Genomic DNA, 20435 nt, shown 5'->3' on the forward strand with positions numbered 1-20435 from the left:
GCCCATCAGGCAGATGGCTGGGCTGCTCAGGGAATGCGCGCTAAGCTGCGGATTCCTTATCCGTGCGGCGGAGCCGAGCATGTCAGAGTTAATTCTTCATCATTACCCGACGTCCCTTTTCGCCGAAAAGGCCCGCTTGCTGCTGGGCTTCAAAGGGTTGTCCTGGCGCTCGGTGAAGATCTCGCCGGTGATGCCCAAACCCGATCTGACCGCGCTGACCGGCGGCTACCGCAAGACGCCGGTGTTGCAGATTGGCGCGGATATCTATTGCGACACGTCGTTGATCGCCCGTCGTCTGGAGCAGGAAAAAGCCTTGCCTGCATTCTTCCCGGAAGGTCAGGAAATGATCGCTGCGACCTTCGCCGCGTGGGCGGATTCGGTGGTGTTCCAGCACGCGGTCAGCCTGGTGTTTCAACCGGAATCGATCGCCGTGCGCTTCGGCAATATGCCGCCGGAGGCGATCAAGGCGTTCATTGCCGATCGCGCGGAGTTGTTCAGCGGTGGCAGCGCCACACGGCTGTCGGCAGAGCAGGCCCGGCATCAATGGCCGACCATCATGACGCGTCTGGAGCAACAGCTTCAGCGCGAGCAGGGCGACTTCCTGTTCGGCGAGCCGTCGATTGCCGACTTCGCCCTGGCTCACTCGTTGTGGTTCCTCAAGGCGACGCCGGTCACTGCGCCGCTGGTCGATGCTTATCCAGCGGTTTCTGCGTGGCTGGGTCGCGTGTTGGGCTTCGGTCATGGCGCGTTCAGCGAGATGACCTCCGAAGAGGCGCTGGAGGTTGCGCGCAATGCCACACCGGCCGCATTGCCGGATGAGCAATTCGACGAGCCGAATGGTTTTGAGGCGGGTCAGCAGGTGGTCATTGCCGCCATCGATTACGGCGTTGACCCGGTGGCGGGTGAGTTGCTGTTTGCGGGCAGTGAAGAATTGATTCTGCGTCGCGAGGACGAGCGGGGTGGCGTGGTGCATGTGCACTTTCCGCGATTTGGCTTCCGAATCGAAAAGCGCTGATAAACACACACCCTGTGGCGAGGGGATTTATCCCCGTTGGGCTGCGAAGCGGCCCCAAAGAAAAGGGACTGCTACGCAGTCCAACGGGGATAAATCCCCTCGCCACAGGTATTGATAACCCTGAGGGATTACTTAAGGGCTGCAAGAATGGCATCCGGGTCATACCCGCGAATCAACGTCCCGTTCACATCGATGATCGGAATTCCGCCGCCACCCAATGCTTCATAGGCCTTGCGCGACTTGGCATCCTTCTCGATATCGAACTCCTTGTACGGAATGCCCTTCTGATCGAGAAAGCGCCGGGTCAGTTTGCAGTAGCCACACCATTCGGTGGCATAGAGCACAACATTGGCCTTCGCCTGAGTCTGCTCCGACACCACCTGTGCCGGATGGATCACCCGCTCGATCTTGCCCCAGTTCTGGTAGATCACGACCACCAACAGGATCAGCAGGAACTTCTTCAGTACGCCGCCGAGCATCAGTTACGTCGCTTGAGCTGATCGGTGAGCTGGGTCGGCAGACCTTTGATGATCAGCGTGCCGGCTTCTTCGTCGTATTCGATCTTCGAGCCGAGCAAGTGGGCTTCAAAGCTGATGGACAAGCCTTCGGCGCGACCGGTGAAGCGGCGGAACTGGTTGAGGGTACGTTTATCTGCCGGAATCTCCGGCGACAGGCCGTAGTCCTTGTTGCGGATGTGGTCGTAGAAGGCTTTTGGGCGCTCTTCGTCGATCAGTTCCGAGAGTTCTTCCAGGCCCATGGGTTCGCCCAATTTAGCCTGGCTGCTGGCGTAATCCACCAGGGTCTTGGTCTTCTCGCGGGCGGACTCTTCCGGCAGGTCTTCGCTTTCGACGAAGTCACTGAAGGCCTTGAGCAGGGTGCGGGTCTCGCCGGGGCCGTCGACGCCTTCCTGGCAGCCGATGAAGTCGCGGAAATACTCCGAAACCTTTTTGCCGTTCTTGCCTTTGATGAACGAAATGTACTGCTTGGACTGCTTGTTGTTCTGCCACTCGGAAACGTTGATCCGCGCCGCCAAGTGCAGTTGGCCCAGGTCCAGGTGCCGGGACGGGGTCACGTCCAGCTGATCGGTCACTGCAACGCCTTCACTGTGGTGCAGCAGCGCGATCGCCAGGTAGTCGGTCATGCCTTGCTGATAATGCGCAAACAGCACGTGGCCGCCCACAGAGAGGTTCGACTCTTCCATCAGCTTTTGCAGATGCTCCACCGCCACCCGGCTGAACGCGGTGAAATCCTTGCCGCCATCGAGGTATTCCTTCAGCCAGCCGCTGAACGGATGCGCCCCGGACTCGGCATGGAAGAAACCCCAGGCCTTGCCTTGTTTGGCGTTGTAGCTCTCATTGAGGTCGGCAAGCATGTACTCGATGGCGCTCGACTCGGCCAATTCGGAATCGCGAGCGTGGAGAACTGCGGGCGTGCCGTCGGGTTTTTTGTCGATCAAGTGGACGATGCAATGACGGATCGGCATGGGCTTCTCGGCTGATTGAAGAGAGGAGGGCGTGCTCCCCCAAAAAGTGCCAAGTGTACCGCAACCACTGGTTTTGGCGCGGCACCAAGGGCAATTCGCAGGTGTCCGATGGCGCTTATGCTGTTTTTTACAGTTTTAGAGCAATAAAGCTGACCAAATGGGTAGCTAGAGGCGGATATTTCCCCGTCTCTGTGCTAGTTTTGCCCGGTCTTACGCGAAGTCACTGCGTTAAGCGTGCATTCAGCATTTGTCAGGTCGAACCAAACCCTGATTTCGGTATCTATAACCCCGACTCGTCGCGGTTATGGCCGAGGGTGCCAGATCCAGAAGATCGGGCTCGATGGCTGACACTGCACTCTGCAATCCATATGAATTTGATAGGGAAGGAACATTACATGGCTCTTACTAAAGACCAACTGATCGCCGACATCGCTGAAGCTATCGACGCGCCAAAAACCACCGCGCGTAACGCTCTGGACCAACTGGGCCAAATCGTTGCTGATCAGCTGGAAAACGGCGGCGAAATCACCCTGCCAGGTATCGGCAAGCTGAAAGTGACTGAGCGTCCTGCCCGTACCGGCCGCAACCCTTCGACTGGCGCTGCCATCGAAATCGCTGCCAAGAAAGTTATCAAGCTGGTTGTGGCCAAAGGCCTGACCGACGCTGTTAACAAGTAAGACGCAGTAAAAAAAGCCGTGCTCCGGAGTGATCCGGGCACGGCTTTTTTGTGTCTGCGATTCAGCGACTGTCCTGAAAACACCTCTAAACCAATGTGGGAGCGGGCTTGCTCGCGAATGCGGTGTATCAGTCACCATTTAAGTCGACTGACACACCGCATTCGCGAGCAAGCCCGCTCCCACATTTTGATCTGTGTCGGTCAGTTACTCAGCTCTTGCGAGCCCAGCGTTCGCGCCAGACCTGCTGCTCGGACTTGGTCTGGAAGGTCCAGGCGACGAAGCGGCTTTGCTTCTGCCCCTGAGACATTTCCACGACCTGGCTTTCCAATACACCGGCCTTTTTCAGGGCCGTCTGAATCGCCGGCAGGTTTGAGGCTTTCGAGACCAGGGTGCTGAACCAAAGCACTTTGTGTTGGAAATGTGCGCTCTCGGCGATCAGTTGCGTCACAAACCGTGCTTCGCCACCTTCACACCACAATTCTGCCGATTGACCGCCAAAGTTCAGCACTGGCAGTTTGCGTTTTGGATCGGCGCGGCCCAGGGCGCGCCATTTACGCTCGCTGCCCTTGGTCGCTTCGTCCATCGATGCGTGGAACGGCGGGTTGCACATGGTCAGGTCAAAGCGTTCGCCGGGTTCGAGCAGGCCCAGCAGAATGTGCTTGGGATTGCTTTGTTGGCGCAACTGGATGGCTTTGTTCAGCCCGTTGGACTGCACGATGGCTTTGGCGGCGGCCACGGCCGTCGGGTCGATTTCCGAGCCGAGAAAGTGCCAGCGGTAGTCGCTGTAGCCGATCAACGGATAAACGCAGTTGGCGCCCATGCCGATATCGAGCACCTTGACCGGCGCGCCGCGCGGGATCTCGCCGTCGTTGACGCTGGCCAATAAGTCGGCCAGGAAGTGCACGTAGTCGGCACGGCCCGGAACCGGTGGGCAGAGGTAGTCGGCCGGGATGTCCCAATGGGCGACGCCGTAGAACGACTTGAGCAACGCACGGTTGAACACCCGCACGGCGTCCGGGCTGGCGAAGTCGATACTTTCCTTGCCGTACGGATTGATGATCACGAACTTCGCCAGTTCCGGCGTGGTTTTGATCAGCGCCGGGAAGTCGTAACGACCCTGATGGCGGTTGCGCGGGTGAAGGCTGGCCTTCTCGCGGGGCTCCACGGCTTTGGCCGGGGTCGCGGAATCAGGCTTTTTGCGCGCAGGTCTTGGTGTGCGGGGGGCGTTCATGGGCGTTGTCGATTCGGGTATGGCTAAAAGTGGTGGGTATTGTCCCACACTTGATCGGTGTTGCCTGCGATCTGATGATCGATGAGGGGCCAATGTGGGAGCGGGCTTGCTCGCGAAGGCGGTTTAACATTCAGCATGGATATAGGCTGACATTCCGCTTTCGCGAGCAAGTCGAATCGTCGCACCGCCGCTCCCACATTAGGTTTGAGGTGTTTGGGATAAAGCGTCGGGCACAAAAAAGGGAGGCCGTTTCGGGCCTCCCTCTTTCATTGCGATGTGCCGTTACAGGCTGGCAATCCGCGCATGCTGCTCGGCCAATTTGCCCAAAGCCTGTTCAGCTTCAGCCAGTTTGGCGCGTTCCTTCTCGATGACTTCGGCCGGGGCCTTGTCGACGAAACCGGCGTTGGACAGCTTGCCGCCCACGCGCTGAACTTCGCCCTGCAGACGCAGGATTTCCTTGTCCAGACGCGCCAACTCAGCATCTTTGTCGATCAGACCGGCCATCGGCACCAGCACTTCCATCTCGCCGACCAGTGCGGTGGCAGACAGCGGTGCTTCTTCGCCGGCAGCCAACACCGTGATCGATTCGAGGCGAGCCAGCTTCTTCAGCAGGGCTTCGTTCTCGGTCAGGCGACGCTGATCTTCGGCGCTGACGTTTTTCAGGAACAGGTTCAGCGGCTTGCCTGGACCGATGTTCATTTCGCCACGGATGTTACGCGTGCCGAGCATCAGGCCCTTGAGCCATTCGATATCGTTTTCGGCGGCCGGATCGATGCGCTCTTCATTGGCCACTGGCCACGGTTGCAGCATGATCGTCTTGCCTTCGATACCGGCCAGCGGCGCGATGCGCTGCCAGATTTCTTCGGTGATGAACGGCATGAACGGATGTGCCAGACGTAGCGCGACTTCCAATACCCGAACCAGCGTGCGGCGGGTGCCGCGCTGACGTTCGACCGGCGCATTTTCGTCCCACAGCACAGGCTTGGAGAGCTCCAGGTACCAGTCGCAATACTGGTTCCAGATGAACTCGTACAAGGCTTGTGCGGCCAGGTCGAAACGGAACTGATCGAGTTGACGGGTCACTTCGGCTTCGGTGCGTTGCAGTTGCGAAATGATCCAGCGATCCGCCAGCGACAGCTCGTAAGCTTCGCCGTTCTGACCGCAGTCTTCGCCCTTGTCCAGCACGTAGCGCGCGGCGTTCCAGATCTTGTTGCAGAAGTTGCGGTAGCCCTCGACGCGGCCCATGTCGAACTTGATGTCGCGACCGGTGGACGCCAGCGAGCAGAAGGTGAAACGCAGGGCGTCGGTGCCGTAGCTGGCAATGCCGTCGGCGAACTCGTCGCGGGTCTGCTTCTCGATCTTCTTCGCCAGTTTCGGCTGCATCATGCCCGAGGTGCGTTTCTGCACCAGGTCTTCGAGCTCGATGCCGTCGATGATGTCCAGCGGGTCCAGGACGTTGCCCTTGGATTTGGACATCTTCTGGCCCTGGCCATCTCGCACCAGGCCATGAACATAAACGGTCTTGAACGGAACCTGCGGCGTGCCGTCTTCGTTCTTCACCAAGTGCATGGTGAGCATGATCATCCGGGCAACCCAGAAGAAAATGATGTCGAAGCCAGTCACCAGCACGTCGGTGGAGTGGAATTTCTTCAGGAATTCGGTCTGCTCAGGCCAGCCGAGCGTGGAGAAGGTCCACAGGCCCGAACTGAACCAGGTGTCGAGAACGTCGTTGTCCTGTTGCAGCGCAACGTCCGGGCCGAGGTTGTGCTTGGCGCGTACTTCGGCTTCGTCGCGACCGACATAGACCTTGCCCGACTCGTCGTACCAGGCCGGAATCCGGTGGCCCCACCACAGCTGACGGCTGATGCACCAGTCCTGGATGTCGCGCATCCACGAGAAGTACATGTTTTCGTACTGTTTCGGCACGAACGCGATGCGGCCGTCTTCAACGGCAGCGATGGCTGGTTCAGCCAATGGCTTGGTCGACACGTACCACTGGTCGGTCAACCACGGCTCGATGATGGTGCCGGAGCGGTCGCCTTTCGGCACTTTCAGCGCGTGGTCGTTGACGCTGACCAACAGGCCGGCAGCATCGAATGCAGCAACGATCTGTTTGCGCGCTTCGAAGCGGTCAAGGCCGGCGTATTCGGCCGGGATCTTGCCGTCGATGCTTTCGTTGAGCGTGCCGTCGAGGTTGAACACCTGACAGGCCGGCAATACGGCAGCGTTCTTGTCAAAGATGTTCAGCAGCGGCAGGTTGTGGCGCTTGCCGACTTCGTAGTCGTTGAAATCGTGGGCCGGGGTGATTTTCACGCAGCCGGTGCCGAATTCAGGGTCGCAGTAATCGTCGGCGATGATCGGGATACGGCGGCCGACCAGCGGCAGCTCGACGAATTTTCCGATCAGGGCCTGGTAGCGTTCATCGTTCGGGTTAACCGCTACGGCGGCGTCGCCGAGCATGGTTTCCGGGCGAGTGGTCGCCACGATCAGGTAATCGTTGCCTTCAGCGGTCTTGGCGCCGTCGGCCAGCGGGTATTTCAGATTCCACAGGAAACCTTTCTCGTCGTGGTTTTCCACTTCGAGATCGGAAATCGCCGTGTGCAACTTGGTGTCCCAGTTGACCAGGCGCTTGCCGCGGTAGATCAGGCCGTCTTCGTGCAGGCGCACAAAGGCTTCTTTAACGGCTTCCGAGAGGCCGTCGTCCATGGTGAAGCGCTCGCGGCCCCAGTCCACGGACGAGCCGAGACGGCGGATTTGACGGCTGATGTTGCCGCCGGACTGATCCTTCCATTCCCAGACTTTCTCGAGGAATTTCTCACGGCCCAGATCGTGACGATTCTGGCCCTGGGCTTCGAGTTGACGCTCCACCAGCATTTGCGTGGCGATACCGGCGTGGTCGGTACCCGGCTGCCACAGGGTGTTACGACCTTGCATGCGGCGGAAACGGATCAGGGCGTCCATGATCGCGTTGTTGAAGCCGTGACCCATGTGCAGGCTGCCGGTGACGTTCGGCGGCGGGATCATGATGGTGTAGGACTCGCCCGCGCCTTGCGGGGCGAAGTAATTCTCTGACTCCCAGGTGTTGTACCAGGAAGTTTCAATGGCGTGCGGCTGGTAGGTCTTATCCATGCGCGGCGGGACCCTATTGGCATTTATTCAGGAAAAGCCGGCAAGTATAGCGGGGCATGGGGCGTAGGGCGAGCAGGGGCGGACAGGGCGCAAATCAAACTGTGGAATGAACCTGTGGCGAGGGAGCTTGCTCCCGCTGGGGTGCGAAGCGGCCCCGACATCAGCAAGTTCGGTTTGTCAGGGACGCCGCGTGTTCCGGCTTTGCGGCTGCTGCGCAACCGAGCGGGAGCAAGCTCCCTCGCCACAGTAGTCCGCCGGGCTCGGGGTTACTCGTACTGGCTCAACAACCGTTCCATCCGCGCGGCCAGGCGGCGTTTGATTTCGGTTTCGATGTGCGGGGCGAAGTCGTCGATCACGTCTTGCATGATCAATTGCGCGGCGGCGCGCAGTTCGTCATCCAGGTGCAGCAGGTCGTCGGGGCCTTTGCTGGCGGCGGGTGCCGGTTGGGTAGCAGGGGCAGCAGGGGCGGGTGGCGACGGTTCGAGAATGGGCGGGCTGGCGCCGACTGTATCGAACAGCATCGGAATCTGTTCCTGATCACCTTCCTCGACCGTGTCGGTGAGCAAGGGCGGTTGCAGGTTGTCATCGCCGAGCAGTTGGCGGATCGACTCAAGGTCATCCAGCAGGTGCGCGGACTTTTGCTGCGGTTTTGGAGTGTCCATCGGAATGCTCAGAGTCGCTGTAAACGGTGATCTTGCAGAGGATAGCCCTGTTCGCGGTAGAAACGGAAACTCTCCCGCGCAGCCGTACGAATCGTCGGATCTTCCACCACCACTTCCGCCACGCGGGCGAACTTTTTGGCGAATGCCGGGACTTTCAGGGTGAGATTGACCAACAGATCCTGATGCGGGCCGCAGTCATCGCCAAGACCCAACACAATCAAACCGTCCGGCTCATTTTCAGCGGGGCCGTGAGGCACAAAGCTTTCGCCCTTGAAGGCCCACAGGCGCGCATCGAGATCGTCGCGTTGGGCTGCATCGCTGCAATGCAGGTAGATGCGGTGGCCCATGCGCCAGGCTTTTTCGGTGAGCTTGCAGGCAAAGTCCAGCCGTGCCGAAGGATCGGCGCTGGGCAGGATATAGAAGTCGACTTTGGTCATTGCGGTTCCTGAGCCTTGGGTGGCGTCCCCCGAAAGTGACGTCGCCCAAGGTCATCGGTTTCAGGCTTTGGCGCGGTCCAGCAGGTATTGGGTCAGCAATGGAACCGGGCGGCCAGTGGCGCCCTTGTCCTTGCCGCCGCTGGTCCAGGCCGTGCCGGCGATGTCCAGATGCGCCCAGTTGAGGTTCTTGGTGAAGCGCGACAGGAAGCAGGCAGCGGTGATGGTGCCGGCTTTCGGGCCGCCAATGTTGGCGATGTCGGCGAACGGGCTGTCCAGCTGTTCCTGGTACTCATCGAACAGCGGCAGTTGCCAGGCGCGATCGTCAGCCGATTGGCCGGCGCTCAGCAGTTGGCCGATCAGTTCGTCGTTGTTGCCCAGCAGGCCCGACGTGTGGGAGCCCAGAGCAACGACGCAAGCGCCGGTCAGGGTAGCGATGTCGATTACCGCTTGCGGCTTAAAGCGCTCGGAGTAGGTCAGGGCGTCGCACAGCACCAGACGGCCTTCGGCGTCGGTGTTGAGGATTTCCACGGTCTGGCCGCTCATGGTGGTGACGATGTCGCCAGGACGCGAAGCATTGCCGCTCGGCATGTTCTCGGCGCAGGCCAGGATGCACACCAGGTTGATCGGCAGTTTCAATTCGAGCACGGCACGCAGGGTGCCGAATACGCTGGCAGCGCCGCCCATGTCGTATTTCATTTCATCCATGCCGGCGCCCGGTTTCAGGCTGATGCCACCCGTGTCAAAGGTGATGCCTTTGCCGACCAGTGCATACGGCTTCTCGGATTTCTTGCCGCCGTTGTATTGCATGACGATCAGACGCGGCGGCTGGGCGCTGCCCTGGCCGACGGCGTAGAACGAGCCCATGCCCAGGTCCTTGATCTTCTTCTCATCAAGGACTTCGACTTTCAGGCTCTTGAATTCTTTGCCCAGGTTCTTCGCTTGCTCACCGAGGAACGTCGGGTGGCAGATGTTCGGCGGCAGGTTACCCAGGTCGCGGGTAAACGCCATGCCGTTGGCGATGGCGGTGGCGTGGGCCACGGCGCGCTCGACTTCAGCCTGGGCAGCCTTGATGGTCACCAGGGTGACTTTCTTCAGGGCGCGAGGCTCGGCTTTCTGGCTTTTGAACTGGTCGAACGTGTATTCGCCGTCCACCAGGGTTTCGGCCAGCAGGCGGGTCTTGCCGTAGCTGTCGCGGCCTTTGACCACGACTTCGTCCAGGGCCAGCACTGCATCGCTGCCGCCCAGGCCTTTAAGGGTATTGAGGATGCCGGCGATGATTTTGCGGAACGGGCGGTCGCCCAGCTCTTCGTCCTTGCCCACGCCGACCAGCAGCACGCGCTCGGCCTTGAGGTTCGGCAGGCTGTGCAGCAACAGGCTCTGACCGACTTTGCCAGCCAGGTCGCCGCGCTTGAGCACAGCGCTGATGGCGCCACCGCTCAGTTCGTCGAGTTGTTTGGCGACGGCGCCGAGCTTGCGGCCTTCGCCGACGGCGACTACCAGAGTGGCGGTTTTCAACGTTTCTGGGCTAACGCTTTTTACAACCAGTTCCATGTCCGGGTCCCTGAATTAATGGTCAACACGCAAGTGTTCGACGGCTTGCGTTCGAACTTGCTTATAGATAGAAAGACGCAGGTCACGGCCCGCGACAAAGGCCGCAGTTTGAACCTCGTGCCCTGAGCCTGACAACCCTCGGTCGTACGATCTTCAGCGCTTTACCCGCCTGCTTGAGCATGCGCAGTGACAGGCGCACCCAATCACAGGATAATGCGCCATCTTTTTCGGCGGCTCTGCCCTGCGGGCTGTCTGATACGTTTGCTTGTTTGGCCGCCTTAGCCTGACAACCCTGGAGTGTCTGGTTTGATCGTCTTCCGTTATCTATCCCGCGAAGTCCTGTTGACCTTGAGCGCCGTCAGCGCCGTGCTGCTGGTCATCATCATGAGCGGTCGCTTCATCAAATACCTCGCCCAGGCGGCCTCTGGCCTCCTGGATCCGGGCTCGCTATTCCTGATCATGGGCTTCCGTCTGCCGGGCTTCCTGCAGTTGATTTTGCCTTTGGGCCTGTTTCTAGGAATCCTGCTGTCCTACGGTCGCCTGTACCTTGAAAGCGAAATGACCGTGCTGTCTGCCACCGGCATGAGCCAGCAGCGTCTGTTTGCCATGACCCTTTTTCCAGCCACCCTGGTCGCACTGGTGGTGGCATGGCTGAGCCTGAGCCTGGCGCCGCAAGGTGCCAATCAGTTCCAGTTGCTGTTGAACAAGCAGGATGCCCTGACCGAGTTCGACACCCTCGAGCCGGGTCGTTTCCAGGCACTGCGTGACGGAACGCGGGTGACCTACACCGAAACGCTGTCGGATGACCGCATCAACCTCGGCGGCGTATTCATTTCGCAAAAGAACGTATCGTCTGATGAAAAGGATCGCGGGATCTCCGTGCTGGTGGCCGAGAAGGGCCGTCAGGAAATTCGCCCCGACGGTAACCGTTACCTGATTCTCGACAACGGCTATCGCTATGACGGCAATCCGGGTCAGGCCGACTACCGGGCGATCAAGTACGAGGAGTACGGCGTATTGCTGCCCAAGCCGGACGTCAGCGACGAAGTGACCGACCGTGACGCGATGACCACCAGTTTCCTGATCGGCAGTGATGACATTCGCTCCCGCACCGAACTGCAATGGCGTCTATCCCTGCCGTTGCTGGTCTTCATCGTGACCCTGATGGCGGTGCCGCTGTCGCGGGTCAATCCGCGTCAGGGCCGTTTCCTCAAGCTGCTGCCGGCGATTCTTCTATATATGGCTTACCTGTCCATCCTGATTGCCGCCCGCGGCGCCCTTGAAAAGGGCAAAATCCCGCCAGCTCTGGGGTTGTGGTGGGTGCATGCAATCTTCCTGGCCATCGGCCTGGGCTTGCTCTATTGGGAATCCTTTCAGTTGAAGCTGGCGAGTCGCCGTAGCGCACTGGAGGTGGCTCGTGGATAAGCTCGATCGGTACATTGGTAGCAGCGTGTTCGTGGCCATTCTGGCGGTACTGGGGATCATTCTCGGTCTGGCAACGCTGTTCGCGTTCATCGATGAAATGAGTGAGGTCAGCGATACCTACACCCTGGTCGACGTGTTGAGTTATGTCCTGCTGACCGCGCCGCGTCGTCTTTACGACATGTTGCCGATGGCGGCACTGATCGGTTGCCTGATCGGCCTCGGCAGTCTGGCCAGTCACAGCGAGCTGACCATCATGCGCGCTGCGGGCGTGTCGATCGGGCGAATCGTCTGGGCGGTCATGAAGCCAATGCTGATCCTGATGGTGGTGGGTGTGCTGATCGGCGAGTACGTCGCGCCGGCCACCGAAGTCACCGCTCAGGCCAATCGCTCCCTGGCTCAGGGCGGCGGCGATGCGCAGAGCGCCAAGCATGGTTTGTGGCATCGCCAGGGTGATGAGTTCATTCACGTCAACTCGGTACAACCCGACGGTCTGCTGTACGGCGTCACCCGTTATCGTTTTGACAATGAGCGTCATATGCTGTCTTCCAGCTTCGCCAAACGGGCGAAGTTCGATCAGGATCACTGGCAGTTGAGCGACGTCACCACCACGCTGTTCCATGAGAAGAGCACCGAAGTGGTCACCGCCCCGGTCGAGCGCTGGAATGTCGCCTTGAGTCCGCAGCTGTTGAGTACGGTGGTCATGTCGCCTGACACGCTGTCGATTAGCGGTCTGTGGGGTTACATCCACTACCTGGCTGACCAGGGCCTGAGCAATGGTCGTTATTGGCTGGCATTTTGGGTCAAGGTGTTGCAACCGCTGGTCACCGCCGCTCTGGTACTGATGGCGATTTCCTTCATCTTCGGTCCATTGCGCTCGGTGACCCTCGGTCAGCGAGTATTCACCGGCGTGCTGGTGGGTTTCACCTTCCGTATCGTTCAGGATTTACTCGGTCCTTCGAGCCAGGTCTTCGGTTTCTCGCCACTGTTTGCGGTGCTTGTTCCGGCGGGTGTTTGTGCCTTGGCCGGGGTCTGGTTGTTGCGCCGGGCCGGTTGATCAAGGGTTTCTCCTGACCTTGCAGGTCACTCAAAACGCCCCTGTCGCAAGACCGGGGCGTTTTTGTAGGCGCCGTCTGACCTGCGAACGTGACGCTTGCGCCGTGGATCAGGTACAATTCCCGGCTATTTTTCGGCGGGCTATGCCTGCAGCCTTTTTGAGTGTTGATCCGTGAGTGATTTGAGTCATATCCGCAATTTCTCCATCATCGCCCACATTGACCATGGCAAGTCGACGCTGGCCGATCGCTTCATCCAGATGTGTGGCGGCCTTGCCGAGCGCGAAATGGAAGCCCAGGTTCTGGACTCCATGGACCTGGAACGTGAACGCGGGATCACCATCAAGGCCCACAGCGTCACCCTGTATTACACCGCTCGCGATGGCATCAAGTACCAGCTGAACTTCATTGACACCCCGGGCCACGTTGACTTCACCTACGAAGTCAGCCGGTCACTGGCGGCCTGTGAAGGCGCGTTGCTGGTGGTCGATGCCGGTCAGGGCGTTGAAGCGCAGTCGGTAGCCAACTGCTACACCGCGATTGAGCAGGGCCTGGAAGTGATGCCGGTCCTGAACAAGATCGACCTGCCTCAGGCCGACCCGGACCGCGTGAAAGAAGAAATCGAAAAAATCATCGGCATCGATGCCACCGATGCGGTCGAGTGCAGTGCCAAGACCGGTCTGGGCGTCGACGAAGTGCTGGAGCGTCTGGTCAAGACCATTCCTGCGCCGACCGGCAACTATGAAGATCCGCTGCAAGCGTTGATCATCGACTCCTGGTTCGACAACTACCTGGGCGTTGTTTCCCTGGTTCGCGTGCGCCACGGTCGTGTGAAGAAGGGCGACAAGATCCTGGTCAAGTCCACCGGCAAGATCCACCTGGTGGACAGCGTCGGTGTCTTCAACCCGAAACACACCGCCACCGTTGACCTGAAGGCCGGCGAAGTGGGCTTCATCATCGCCGGCATCAAGGACATTCACGGTGCACCGGTCGGTGACACCCTGACCTTGAGCTCCACGCCGGACGTCGACGTGCTGCCAGGCTTCAAACGCATTCAGCCGCAGGTGTACGCCGGCCTGTTCCCGGTCAGCTCCGACGATTTCGAAGATTTCCGTGAAGCCTTGCAAAAGCTCACGCTCAACGACTCGTCCCTGCAATACACCCCGGAAAGCTCCGATGCCCTGGGCTTCGGCTTCCGTTGCGGGTTCCTCGGCATGCTGCACATGGAAATCATCCAGGAGCGCCTGGAGCGCGAGTACGACCTGGACCTGATCACCACGGCGCCGACGGTAATTTTCGAGCTGCTGCTGAAAACCGGTGAAACGATTTACGTCGACAACCCTTCGAAGCTGCCAGACCTGTCCTCGATCGAAGACATGCGCGAGCCGATCGTGCGGGCCAATATTCTTGTGCCGCAAGAGCACCTGGGTAACGTCATTACCCTGTGCATCGAGAAGCGTGGCGTACAGCACGACATGCTGTTCCTCGGTACCCAGGTTCAAGTGACCTACGATTTGCCGATGAACGAAGTGGTCCTGGACTTCTTCGACCGTCTGAAATCCACCAGCCGTGGTTATGCTTCGCTGGATTACCATTTCGATCGTTATCAATCGGCTAATCTGGTGAAACTGGATGTGCTGATCAACGGTGACAAGGTCGACGCCCTGGCGTTGATCGTGCACAAGGATAACGCGCACTACAAAGGTCGCCAGTTGACCGAGAAGATGAAAGAACTGATTCCACGTCAGATGTTCGACGTCGCGATCCAGGCCGCCATTGGCGGGCAGATTATTGCGCGAACCTCCGTCAAGGCACTCAGAAAGAACGTATTGGCCAAATGCTACGGCGGTGACGTTAGCCGTAAGAAGAAACTGCTTGAGAAGCAAAAGGCCGGTAAGAAACGCATGAAGCAAGTCGGTAACGTGGAAATTCCACAAGAAGCCTTCCTTGCAGTGCTCAGGTTGGATAGTTAGGTCCTATGTCACTAAATTTCCCGCTGTTGCTGGTCATCGCCGTGTTCGTCTGCGGCCTGTTGGCGTTGCTCGATCTGGTTTTCCTGGCGCCGCGTCGGCGTGCCGCCATTACCTCCTATCAGGGCAGCGTCAGCCAGCCTGATGGGGTGGTGGTCGAGAAACTGAATAAAGAGCCGCTGCTGGTCGAATACGGCAAGTCGTTCTTCCCGGTGTTGTTCATCGTGCTGGTACTGCGTTCGTTCCTGGTGGAACCGTTCCAGATTCCTTCCGGCTCGATGAAACCGACCCTGGACGTTGGCGACTTCATTCTGGTGAACAAGTTTTCTTACGGGATCCGCTTGCCGGTGATCGACAAGAAAGTCATCAAAGTTGGTGATCCACAGCGCGGCGATGTGATGGTGTTCCGCTACCCGAGCGATCCGAACGTCAACTACATTAAACGTGTGGTGGGCCTGCCGGGTGACCAGATTCGTTACACCGCCGACAAGCGTCTGTTCGTCAACGGTGAGTCGATTGCCGAACAACTGGTCGGCTCCGAGCCGGGCACGTTGGGCAGCGCTGAGCTCTACAAGGAAAAACTCGGCGTCGCCGAGCACCTGATCCGCAAGGAAATGAGCCGTTACCGCGCAACGCCGGACCATTCGTGGACCGTGCCTGCCGGGCACTACTTCATGATGGGCGACAACCGCGACAACTCGAACGACAGTCGCTACTGGGATGATCCGAGCATTCCCAAGGATCTGCTGGGCATGGTTCCCGACAAGAATATCGTCGGCAAGGCCTTCGCAGTCTGGATGAGCTGGCCGGAACCTAAACTCAGTCACCTGCCGAATTTCTCGCGGGTTGGCCTGATCAAGTAATCACACACGGCGCTGTTGAACACAGCGCCGAATGCATTTCTGGAGTCGGCATAATCGGCGACAGAAGCATGAAAACAACGATATTCAGGACGTTATTTTTGAACACAGCGTTAATTGTCCCAAGCCTGCGCCGCATCACGGCGATGGCGGTGGAACCCAACCACGAACTCAGCGTGGGTAAACCGTGAGCGTCTCCTTAAGCCGTCTCGAGCGTCAGCTCGGCTACACCTTCAAGGATCAGGAGCTGATGGTCCTGGCCCTGACTCACCGCAGCTTTGCCGGGCGTAACAACGAACGCCTGGAATTCCTCGGTGATGCCATCCTTAACTTTGTCGCTGGCGAGGCGCTGTTCGATCGCTTCCCGCTGGCCCGCGAAGGTCAGTTGTCGCGCTTGCGCGCACGCCTGGTGAAAGGCGAGACCCTGGCCGTACTGGCCCGCGGTTTCGATCTGGGCGAATACCTGCGCCTGGGTTCCGGTGAATTGAAAAGCGGCGGTTTCCGTCGCGAGTCGATTCTGGCCGATGCCCTTGAAGCGCTGATTGGCGCGATCTACCTGGACGCCGGCATGGACATGGCACGCGAACGCGTGCTGGCCTGGCTGGCCGGGGAGTTCGAAGGCCTGACGCTGGTCGACACCAACAAAGATCCAAAAACCCGCCTGCAAGAGTTCCTGCAGTCGCGGGGTTGTGAACTGCCGCGTTACGAAGTGGTGGATATCCAGGGTGAGCCGCATTGCCGGACGTTCTTCGTCGAATGTGAAATCACCTTACTGAACGAAAAAAGCCGAGGTCAGGGTGTGAGCCGTCGTATTGCCGAACAGGTAGCGGCCGCTGCAGCACTGATTGCCCTGGGCGTGGAGAATGGCCATGACTGATTCAACTGCAACTCGCTGTGGCTATGTCGCCATCGTCGGCCGTCCCAACGTGGGCAAGTCCACGCTGCTGAACCACATCCTCGGTCAGAAGCTGGCGATTACCTCGCGCAAGCCTCAGACCACTCGCCACAACATGCTCGGCATCAAGACCGAAGGCGCCGTGCAGGCGATCTACGTCGACACCCCCGGCATGCACAAAGGTGGCGAGAAAGCCCTGAACCGCTACATGAACAAGACCGCTTCGGCGGCGTTGAAAGACGTCGACGTGGTGATCTTCGTGGTTGACCGCACCAAGTGGACCGACGAAGACCAGATGGTCCTCGAGCGCGTTCAATACGTGACCGGCCCGCTGATCGTGGCGCTGAACAAGACTGACCGCATCGAAGATAAAGCCGAGCTGATGCCGCACCTGACCTGGTTGCAGGAACAGTTGCCGAACGCGCAGATCATGCCGATCTCGGCCCAGCACGGGCATAACCTCGAAACGCTGGAGCGCGTGATTGCCGGTTACCTGCCGGAAAACGATCACTTCTTCCCGGAAGACCAGATCACCGACCGCAGCAGCCGCTTCCTCGCCGCTGAACTGGTACGCGAGAAAATCATGCGCCAGATGGGCGCCGAGCTGCCGTACCAGATCACCGTCGAAATCGAAGAGTTCAAGCAGCAGGGCAAAACCCTGCACATTCATGCCTTGATCCTCGTCGAGCGCGACGGCCAGAAGAAAATCATCATTGGCGACAAGGGCGAGCGGATCAAACGCATCGGCACCGAGGCGCGCAAGGACATGGAGTTGCTGTTCGACTCCAAGATCATGCTCAACCTCTGGGTCAAGGTGAAAGGCGGCTGGTCCGACGATGAACGCGCCTTGCGTTCACTGGGTTACGGCGACCTGTAAATCGTCTGGCAGCACATAGATCCACTGTGGGAGCGGGCTTGCTCGCGAAGAGGATGTAACATTCAGCATTGATGTTGACTGTCACACCGCCTTCGCGAGCAAGCCCGCTCCCACATTGGTTTTGGGTTGTCTGAAAAACTGCAATCCTTCATCGAGAGCTTTATGTCCCAGCCCATCGGCCAACCCGCCTTCGTGCTCCACAGTCGCGCCTACCGCGAAAACAGCGCGCTGGTGGATTTCCTCACGCCGCAAGGTCGGCTGCGAGCGGTGTTGCGCAGTGCTCGGGGCAAGGCCGGGACATTGGCACGGCCGTTCGTGCCGCTGGAAGTCGAGTTCCGTGGGCGTGGTGAGCTGAAGAATGTCGGTCGCATGGAAAGCGCCGGTGTTTCAACCTGGCTCAACGGTGAAGCGCTGTTCAGCGGTCTCTACCTCAACGAGTTATTGATCCGTCTGCTGCCCTCCGAAGATCCCCATCCCGCCGTCTTCGATCACTACGCCGCGACCTTGCTCGCACTTGCCGAAGGTCGTCCGCTGGAGCCTTTGTTGCGATCCTTCGAATGGCGGCTGCTGGATGACTTGGGTTACGGCTTCGCTCTGACCACCGATATCCATGGCGATCCCATCGCGCCGGACGGTCTCTACCGTCTGCAAGTGGATGCGGGGCTCGAGCGGGTCTACCTGCTGCAACCCGGTCTGTTCAATGGCACCGAGCTGCTGGCGATGGCCGATGCAGATTGGTCTGCCCCTGGCGCACTCTCGGCAGCCAAGCGCTTGATGCGCCAGGCACTGGCCGTTCATCTGGGCGGTCGTCCCTTGGTGAGTCGCGAGTTGTTTCGCAAGCCCTGATCACCCCGTATGCTGTGCGCCGAACTTTTCCATTTTCAGGAGCGCTTCCGTGACCACCAGCAATCGCATTCTTCTTGGCGTGAACATCGACCACGTTGCCACCCTGCGTCAGGCCCGGGGCACGCGCTATCCGGATCCGGTCAAGGCAGCACTGGACGCGGAAGAGGCGGGCGCTGACGGCATTACCGTGCACCTGCGCGAAGACCGTCGGCACATCCAGGAGCGCGACGTGTTGCTACTCAAGGATGTGCTGCAAACCCGCATGAACTTCGAAATGGGCGTCACCGAAGAGATGATGGCGTTCGCCGAACGCATTCGTCCGGCGCACATTTGCCTGGTGCCGGAAACCCGTCAGGAGCTGACGACCGAAGGTGGTCTGGACGTGGCGGGGCAAGAAGCACGGATCAAGGCGGCGGTGGATCGCCTGGCGAAAATCGGCTGTGAAGTGTCGCTGTTCATCGACGCTGACGAGCGGCAGATCGAAGCGTCCCGTCGTGTTGGTGCGCCGGCTATTGAGTTGCATACCGGTCGTTATGCCGATGCCGAGACGCCGACCGATGTGGCTGAAGAGCTCAAGCGTGTGGCGGATGGCGTGGCGTTTGGTCTGGCTCAAGGTTTGATCGTCAACGCTGGCCACGGCCTGCACTATCACAACGTTGAAGCCGTCGCGGCGATCAAGGGCATCAACGAACTGAACATCGGTCATGCGCTGGTGGCTCATGCGTTGTTCGTCGGGTTCAAGTCGGCGGTGTCGGAGATGAAAGCACTGATCCTGGCCGCCGCAAAAGCCTAAAGCCAAACACAAAACCAAAATGTGGTGGCTGTTAAAGTTGAGGGGTTTCCTGATTCGGCTTGGTCTTGTCGACCCCCGGCACATGCAGGTTGCCTTCGGCGACCTGATTGCCTTCAAGTTGCGGCTGCGTCACCCACGTCAGGATGTCGTAATAGCGGCGGATGTTCGCCACGAAGTGAACGGGTTCGCCGCCACGGGCATAGCCGTAACGGGTTTTGCTGAACCACTTCTTCTCGGACAGGCGCGGCAGGATCTTTTTCACGTCCAGCCACTTGTCCGGGTTCAGTCCTTCCTTGGCCGCCAGTTTGCGCGCATCATCCAGGTGACCGCTGCCAACGTTGTAGGCCGCCAGCGCAAACCATGTGCGATCCGGCTCCTGGATCGACTCATCCAGCTGTTCCTTCATGTAGGCCAGGTACTTGGCGCCACCCATGATGCTTTGTTTGGGGTCCAGTCGGTTGGACACACCCATGGCCTGCGCGGTGTTCTGGGTCAGCATCATCAGGCCGCGCACGCCGGTCTTCGACGTGACGGCCGGTTGCCACAGGGATTCCTGATAACCGACCGCTGCCAGCAGGCGCCAGTCGACTTTCTCTTCCTTGGCATAAGCCTTGAAATGCTTCTCATACTTGGGCAGCCGTTGCTGCAGGTGCTGGGCGAAGGTATAGGCGCCCATGTAGCCGAGCACATCGACGTGCCCGTAATAGCGGTCTTTCAGGCGTTGCAGGGTGCCGTTTTTCTTCACCTTGTCGAGGTAGGTGTTGATCTCGTTGAGCAAGCTGTTGTCGTCGCCGGCGGCCACCGCCCAGCTCTGGTTGCTGGCGTCACCGAGGTCGAAGGCTACCCGCACGTTAGGGAAGTAGACCTGGTTCATCGCGACTTCGTTTGAATCGACCAGGGTCAGATCGATCTGACCTTCATCGACCATCCGCAGCAAGTCGACGACTTCAACCGCGTCGGACTCTTCGTAATCAATGCCGGGATATTTCTTTTTCAGCTCCGCCAATTGCTCGGCGTGGGTGCTGCCCTTGAGCACTATGATCTTCTTGCCCACCAGATCCTTCGCGTCGGTCGGCCGCGATTGGCCGTTGCGATAGATGATCTGTGGGGTGACTTCGAGATAGGAGTGGGAAAACCGCACCTGCTTTTTACGTGCTTCGCTGCTGACCAGGCCGGCAGCAGCGATCACCGGGCCGTTGGGCTTGCCCACCTGGTTAAACAGGTCGTCGAGGTTGTCGGCGGTTTCGATTTTGAGTTCCACCCCCAGATCGTCGGCGAAGCGCTTCACCAGCTCGTATTCGAAGCCGGTTTCACCGTTGCGATCCTGAAAGTAGGTGGCGGGGCTGTTACGGGTAACCACCCGCAGCACGCCATCCTCCTTTACGCGCTCCAGCGTGTTGGGTTTATCAACACAGCCACTGAGCACCAGGAAGAGTCCGGTTGCGATCAGCCATTTGGCGAACCGCGGACGCAAAGCCGTTGGGGAAAACATCTGCGCAGTATACGCAAAGGACCACGAGCGCCATATCTCG

General features: G+C 59.3%; 18 protein-coding genes. 10 read left to right on the top strand and 8 right to left on the bottom strand.

The window, feature by feature from the left end; genetic code table 11:
* The first annotated feature begins 79 nt into the window (after positions 1-79).
* Entirely contained in the window at positions 80-1015 is a 936-nt protein-coding gene (locus tag KGB23_RS02135) for a glutathione S-transferase family protein (protein WP_223429696.1), read from the top strand.
* A 128-nt stretch (positions 1016-1143) separates the two neighbouring features.
* Here KGB23_RS02135 and KGB23_RS02140 read toward each other — a convergent pair whose 3' ends face one another.
* Complete coding sequence (locus KGB23_RS02140) at positions 1144-1494, bottom strand: glutaredoxin family protein (protein ID WP_223429697.1); 351 nt, start codon at positions 1492-1494, stop codon at positions 1144-1146.
* Positions 1494-2498: a nucleoid-associated protein YejK gene (gene yejK / locus KGB23_RS02145; protein ID WP_008147593.1), complete on the bottom strand. Its 1005-nt coding sequence runs from the start codon at positions 2496-2498 to the stop codon at positions 1494-1496. Before yejK ends, KGB23_RS02140 begins: the two co-directional genes overlap by 1 nt.
* A gap of 395 nt (positions 2499-2893) precedes the next feature.
* Between yejK and KGB23_RS02150 the strand changes: the two genes are divergently transcribed.
* The gene (locus KGB23_RS02150; protein ID WP_007905514.1) at positions 2894-3175 is read left to right on the top strand and encodes an HU family DNA-binding protein; all 282 of its coding nucleotides are present in this window, start codon (positions 2894-2896) and stop codon (positions 3173-3175) included.
* Between the two features lie 208 nt (positions 3176-3383).
* Here KGB23_RS02150 and rlmF read toward each other — a convergent pair whose 3' ends face one another.
* From rlmF to KGB23_RS02175, 5 genes are all read right to left on the bottom strand, one after another.
* On the bottom strand, positions 3384-4406 hold the full coding sequence (rlmF, locus tag KGB23_RS02155) for a 23S rRNA (adenine(1618)-N(6))-methyltransferase RlmF (RefSeq protein ID WP_056743581.1): 1023 nt from the start codon (positions 4404-4406) through the stop codon (positions 3384-3386).
* 282 nt (positions 4407-4688) lie between these two features.
* Positions 4689-7535 carry a valine--tRNA ligase gene (locus KGB23_RS02160; RefSeq protein WP_201185831.1) on the bottom strand — a complete coding sequence of 949 codons (2847 nt, stop codon included), beginning with the start codon at positions 7533-7535 and terminating at the stop codon, positions 4689-4691.
* A 266-nt stretch (positions 7536-7801) separates the two neighbouring features.
* The gene (locus KGB23_RS02165; protein WP_223429698.1) at positions 7802-8197 is read right to left on the bottom strand and encodes a DNA polymerase III subunit chi; all 396 of its coding nucleotides are present in this window, start codon (positions 8195-8197) and stop codon (positions 7802-7804) included.
* 8 nt (positions 8198-8205) lie between these two features.
* Complete coding sequence (locus tag KGB23_RS02170; protein ID WP_223429699.1) at positions 8206-8634, bottom strand: DNA polymerase III subunit chi; 429 nt, start codon at positions 8632-8634, stop codon at positions 8206-8208.
* 60 nt (positions 8635-8694) lie between these two features.
* Positions 8695-10185 carry a leucyl aminopeptidase gene (locus KGB23_RS02175; protein ID WP_223429700.1) on the bottom strand — a complete coding sequence of 497 codons (1491 nt, stop codon included), beginning with the start codon at positions 10183-10185 and terminating at the stop codon, positions 8695-8697.
* A gap of 306 nt (positions 10186-10491) precedes the next feature.
* Here KGB23_RS02175 and lptF point away from each other — a divergent pair, with 306 nt between their 5' ends.
* The 8 genes from lptF (at position 10492) to pdxJ (ending at position 18903) form a co-directional block, all read left to right on the top strand.
* Complete coding sequence (gene lptF / locus KGB23_RS02180) at positions 10492-11610, top strand: LPS export ABC transporter permease LptF (RefSeq protein WP_223429701.1); 1119 nt, start codon at positions 10492-10494, stop codon at positions 11608-11610.
* Positions 11603-12664 (top strand): LPS export ABC transporter permease LptG, encoded by a 1062-nt coding sequence (gene lptG / locus KGB23_RS02185; RefSeq protein WP_223429702.1) that lies wholly within the window; start codon positions 11603-11605, stop codon positions 12662-12664. Before lptF ends, lptG begins: the two co-directional genes overlap by 8 nt.
* A 171-nt stretch (positions 12665-12835) precedes the next feature.
* Positions 12836-14635 carry a translation elongation factor 4 gene (gene lepA / locus KGB23_RS02190; protein WP_008151572.1) on the top strand — a complete coding sequence of 600 codons (1800 nt, stop codon included), beginning with the start codon at positions 12836-12838 and terminating at the stop codon, positions 14633-14635.
* Positions 14636-14640: 5 nt separating this feature from the next.
* Positions 14641-15495, top strand: a complete 855-nt coding sequence (gene lepB / locus KGB23_RS02195) for a signal peptidase I (protein ID WP_223429703.1) — start codon at positions 14641-14643, stop codon at positions 15493-15495.
* Between the two features lie 184 nt (positions 15496-15679).
* A complete protein-coding gene (gene rnc, locus KGB23_RS02200) occupies positions 15680-16369 on the top strand; it encodes a ribonuclease III (RefSeq protein WP_033053426.1) in 690 nt (229 codons plus the stop codon).
* Entirely contained in the window at positions 16362-17264 is a 903-nt protein-coding gene (gene era, locus KGB23_RS02205; RefSeq protein ID WP_008151577.1) for a GTPase Era, read from the top strand. Before rnc ends, era begins: the two co-directional genes overlap by 8 nt.
* A gap of 162 nt (positions 17265-17426) precedes the next feature.
* Positions 17427-18110 (top strand): DNA repair protein RecO, encoded by a 684-nt coding sequence (gene recO / locus KGB23_RS02210; protein ID WP_140677777.1) that lies wholly within the window; start codon positions 17427-17429, stop codon positions 18108-18110.
* Positions 18111-18159: 49 nt separating this feature from the next.
* A complete protein-coding gene (gene pdxJ, locus KGB23_RS02215; RefSeq protein WP_150654752.1) occupies positions 18160-18903 on the top strand; it encodes a pyridoxine 5'-phosphate synthase in 744 nt (247 codons plus the stop codon).
* A gap of 31 nt (positions 18904-18934) precedes the next feature.
* Here pdxJ and mltF read toward each other — a convergent pair whose 3' ends face one another.
* The gene (gene mltF, locus KGB23_RS02220; RefSeq protein WP_223429704.1) at positions 18935-20395 is read right to left on the bottom strand and encodes a membrane-bound lytic murein transglycosylase MltF; all 1461 of its coding nucleotides are present in this window, start codon (positions 20393-20395) and stop codon (positions 18935-18937) included.
* Positions 20396-20435: the final 40 nt, after the last annotated feature.

Source organism: Pseudomonas sp. GL-B-26 (assembly GCF_019947405.1).
Lineage (GTDB): Bacteria > Pseudomonadota > Gammaproteobacteria > Pseudomonadales > Pseudomonadaceae > Aquipseudomonas.